Source organism: Kitasatospora sp. NPDC059722, from assembly GCF_042733235.1.
Taxonomy (GTDB): domain Bacteria; phylum Actinomycetota; class Actinomycetes; order Streptomycetales; family Streptomycetaceae; genus Kitasatospora.
Map to the genome: position 1 here is coordinate 1 of NZ_JBHWGD010000030.1, position 4,209 is coordinate 4,209.

The window sequence follows — 4,209 nt, forward strand, 5'->3', positions numbered from 1 at the left end:
CCGCGCGCGCGCCGTCTCTGTGGAGGCGCCTCCGCCGCGGCCCCGCCGCGCCCCGCCCCCCCCCCGCCCCCCCCCCCGCGTCCCCGGGCCGCCGGCGGCCGACGGCCCGTCAGGGGGAACGCCGAAGACCGGCCCGGCGCCCTGGGGCGCCCGGACCGGTCCGGCGGTACGGCGGTTACGAGCGGCGGGAGGCCTGCGACGGCCCGGTGCCCGGCTCGGTGTCGTCCTCGTCGTCGAGGTCGGCGTAGCGGGCGGCGTACTCCGCGTACGGGTCGTCGTCCTCTTCCTCCTCGATCGGCTCGGGGTCGATCGAAGCGGTGGACGGCGATACGCCCAGCTCGTTGGACAGACGGTTAGCGTCGAACCCGCCGCTGTTGTACTTCAGCTCGCGGGCGACCTTCGTCTGCTTGGCCTTGGCCCGGCCGCGCCCCATGGGTCGACCCCCTCAACGATGGGGCTCACGGCCCCGAGTCTGACACGTGTTCATGATCAGGACCGGCCTGCCCGAATGGGGAGGACCGTCCCTTGGAGCATTAACGGTACCTGTTTCCGCCGCTGGACGGTACGTCGTCGGTGTGACGTGGCGCGCACCGACCGCACCCGCGACCAGGTCTTCCCAGGTCAAGGGAGGTTTTGCGGCGGTTTGCGCGCTGTCCGGAGGTGTCTGAGGTCCGTCGTTCCGGGATCGATTATCCCCCCAAGGGGGACCTCGGATCACCCGTTCGGGCGCAGAAGTGAGAATCCGGTTCCACATCGTGATGCGCGGGGGACGGAGGAGGGCCGTCCCCCGCGCACGGAGTGACCGGATCGGCTCCGGACGGGGCCGGATCAGGCGCGGCGGGCGCCCGGGAGCAGGACCGTGCGCAGCGCGCTGATCTCGCGCATCCGCTTCTCGGCCAGGCGGTCGGCGGCGACCGCCGGCGGGACGCCGTCGGCGGCGGCCCGGGTGAAGATCTCCAGGGTGGTGTCGAAGATCTTCGTGGCCTTGTTCTTGGCCCGCTCGAAGTTGAAGCCGTCGATCTCGTCGGCGACCTGGATGACGCCGCCGGAGTTCACCAGGTAGTCCGGGGCGTAGAGGATCCCGCGGTCGGCGAGGTCCTTCTCGACGCCCGCGTGGGACAGCTGGTTGTTGGCCGCGCCGCAGACGATCGAGGTGCCGGACTCGCCGAGCGCGGCGACGACGTCGTCGGTCAGGGCGCCGCCGAGCGCGCAGGGGGCGTAGACGTCCAGCTTCGCCTGGAGCAGGGCGGTGGTGTCGGCGACGACCTCCACCTCCGGGTGGGCGGCGCGGACGCGGTTGACCGCGGCCTCGAACGGGTCGGTGACGACCACGGTGGCGCCGTCCGCGACGAGGTGGCCGACCAGGTAGTGGCCGACCTTGCCGACGCCCGCGACGCCGACCCGCTTGCCGCGCAGGGTCGGCTGGCCCCAGCGGGCCTGGGCGCTGGCGCGCATGCCCTGGAAGACGCCGAAGGCGGTCAGGATGGAGGAGTCGCCGGCGCCGCCGTGCTCGGGCGAGCGGCCCGTCACGAAGCCGGTCTCGCGGGCGATGACGTCCATGTCCTGCACGTAGGTGCCCACGTCGCAGGCGGTGATGTAGCGGCCGCGCAGGGACTCGACGAAGCGGCCGTAGGCCCGGAGCATCGCCTCGTTCTTGTCCTTGTTCGGGTCGCCGATGATGACGGCCTTGCCGCCGCCGAGGTCGAGCCCGGCGAGCGCGTTCTTGTAGGACATCCCGCGGGACAGGTTCAGCGCGTCCTCCAGGGCCGCCTCCTCGGAGGCGTACGGGAAGAAGCGGGTGCCGCCGAGGGCGGGGCCCAGCGCGGTGGAGTGGATGGCGATGATCGCCTTGAGCCCGGAGCTGCGGTCGTGGCAGAGGACGACCTGCTCGTGGCCGTCGCCGGGGGCGCCGTCCTGCTCGGTACGGAAGATCCTGCTGAGCACGCCGGGTGCGGGGTGCGTGGCGGATGTCTGTACGTCGGTCACTGTGGTGACTCCAGTATCGAAGGCCCGCTGCTGTGGTGCGGGCGCCTAAGGCGAAGCGTAGTCGCGTGCCCGTCGACGATCGGCCCTCTTGTCCGAGCTTGTGCCGGTTGTCCGAGGGGTGAGACGAGAGGGCCCCCGGAGTGCGGGCGCGAACCGTTCGGGGGCGCGCCCTCCCGGCGCCGCGCCCCGCGTGCGACCATGCAGGACGTGACCGTCGTCCGTACTTCCGTACAGCCGCCGTACGCCGCCCACCTGCGGGTCTACGAGCCGCTGGCCGCCTATCCGGAGCCCGAGCGGGCGCGCTGGCAGGCGTACGCGGCGCAGCACGGTCCGGACGCCGCGGAGGCCGCCCGGCCGGTGGCCGAGGCGGTGCTGGCGGAGCAGCGCGAGGCGCTCGCCGGGCTGGTCGGGCGCACGCCCCGGGCACTGCCCGAGCGGGAGAGCGAGCGGGCCTTCGTGCGGCTGGTGGACGGCGTCCTCTACGTCTGCCCGTGGGCGACCAGGCTGCGCAGCTGGCAGGCGCTGGAGGAGCTGCGGGCGGGGACTCCGGTGGCGCTGCTGGACACCGCGCTGCCGCCGGTGGCGCGGGCCGCCGCGGAGGCGGACCGGGAGCGCTGGCGGGCCGAGCACCCGGACGCCCGGCCGTGGATCCTCACCAGCCGGTGGGAGGTGCCGGTGCGGTGGTTCCTGCCGTTCGGGGAGGAGGACCGCTGCTTCGTTCCGGCGGAAGCGGGGGATAAGGGGGAGGGGGCGGGGGGCCGGGCGCCGGCGCTGTTCTACTTGACGCCGATGTCGCAGGCGCGCCGACGGGTGGCCCGGGCCTACCGGGCGTTGCGCGAGGCGGTTCCGGAGGGGGAGCTGGTGCGGGGGGCCGAGCAGGTCGGGCGGTGGCTGGAGGAGTTCCATCCGCGTTCGCTGGTGGAGCTGGACTACGGGGGGCTGGTGCATCTGCTGGGACCGGAGCGGTTGTTGGCGGACCGTTCGGCGGGGGAGCTGGAGGACGGCCTGCGGGCGCTGCGGGCGGGGGACGACGCGGAGGCGCTGCGGGTGTACGGGGAGCTGACGGTGCGCTGGCGGCGCGTCCTGGCGCTGCGGTACGCGAACTAGCGGGCGAACTGGCGTCCGAGCGCCCGTGTATGACTGGAAGGGTCCTTCGGCCCGAGCCGCATGACGAAGGTCCCGGTTCGGGTCAATACCTGTCGAACGTGACACTACTCACCGTTGACGCGAACTTACCCCTATGTGCAAAAATGGGACAACCAGCCCAACTCCACGCGAGCGTGCCCACTTTTGGGTGGTTCTGGAGTCGATGCGCGCTTTGCGGGGAAACGGAGGGTCTGGTCCCCTCGTAACCGGATGTCACTGGCGTGTGACTGTCCGTTATGGGGTGGTCCATCGCCATCCGTCGGCCTTGAACCCGTGAGGGGTCAATTTTGGCGGTTTGGTCGATAGGGCTGGACGGATGGTGTAGTTGTAGACACCAGGACAAGCCGTTCGTCCTATAACCGACTCGGCCCGTCTATGCCATTTCGGGCATCGCGGGCCAAGGTGCAGAATTTGAAGGATAGAACCGCCCTGGTTCGGTTCTCCCGAGGAGGCCGCTCATGACCGCTCGTACCCCTGATGCTGAGCCGCTGCTGACGCCGGCAGAGGTTGCCACCATGTTCCGCGTGGACCCGAAGACGGTCACCCGCTGGGCCAAGGCGGGCAAGCTGACGTCGATTCGCACGCTCGGCGGTCACCGCCGTTACCGCGAGGCGGAGGTGCGCGCACTGCTGGCCGGGATTCCCGCCCAGCGCACCGAGGCCTGATAGGCCGAAGGCTCTTTAAAGGGGCTGCTTACCGGACTCCGCCGGGTCCGGTAAGCAGCCCCTTTGCCATGCCCGGGGCCGGTCGCCGATCTGTCGGAATGTTGAACTCCGGATAACGATTTGATGCCCATGGGGCGGGGGGGATTTACAGTGAATAACTGTACAATTTTACATATTAAATTAGTGGCTTCCGAGCGAGGTCGTGCCGCGCCGGTTGTGGGGAAAACGTAAGTGACGACCGTCACGCGCTCCGTCACTTGTGGTCCAGACCAAGTGCGGGGTAAGGGGTCGTGCGCCCAAAACGCGAGAGGCCGGGGGGCCGCTGACGGGGAGCGCCGGCGCCCCCGCCCGCCCCCGCCCGCGCCAGGCAACCCCGCCACCCCCCCCCCCACACGACATAAAAGAAACCACA

General features: G+C 71.0%; 4 protein-coding genes. 2 read left to right on the plus strand and 2 right to left on the minus strand.

The genetic code is table 11. The features are described from left to right. Window positions 1-175 precede the first annotated feature (175 nt). On the minus strand, window positions 176-433 hold the full coding sequence (locus ACFV4F_RS20240) for a DUF3073 domain-containing protein (protein WP_280674041.1): 258 nt from the start codon (window positions 431-433) through the stop codon (window positions 176-178). Between the two features lie 395 nt (window positions 434-828). Beyond that, entirely contained in the window at window positions 829-1,986 is a 1,158-nt protein-coding gene (locus ACFV4F_RS20245) for a Glu/Leu/Phe/Val dehydrogenase dimerization domain-containing protein (RefSeq protein ID WP_380440679.1), read from the minus strand. 198 nt (window positions 1,987-2,184) lie between these two features. Here ACFV4F_RS20245 and ACFV4F_RS20250 point away from each other — a divergent pair, with 198 nt between their 5' ends. Together ACFV4F_RS20250 and bldC are read left to right on the plus strand one after the other, a co-directional pair. After that, entirely contained in the window at window positions 2,185-3,093 is a 909-nt protein-coding gene (locus ACFV4F_RS20250) for a hypothetical protein (RefSeq protein WP_380504182.1), read from the plus strand. Between the two features lie 497 nt (window positions 3,094-3,590). Then, the gene (gene bldC / locus ACFV4F_RS20255; protein ID WP_014137253.1) at window positions 3,591-3,797 is read left to right on the plus strand and encodes a developmental transcriptional regulator BldC; all 207 of its coding nucleotides are present in this window, start codon (window positions 3,591-3,593) and stop codon (window positions 3,795-3,797) included. Window positions 3,798-4,209 lie beyond the last annotated feature (412 nt).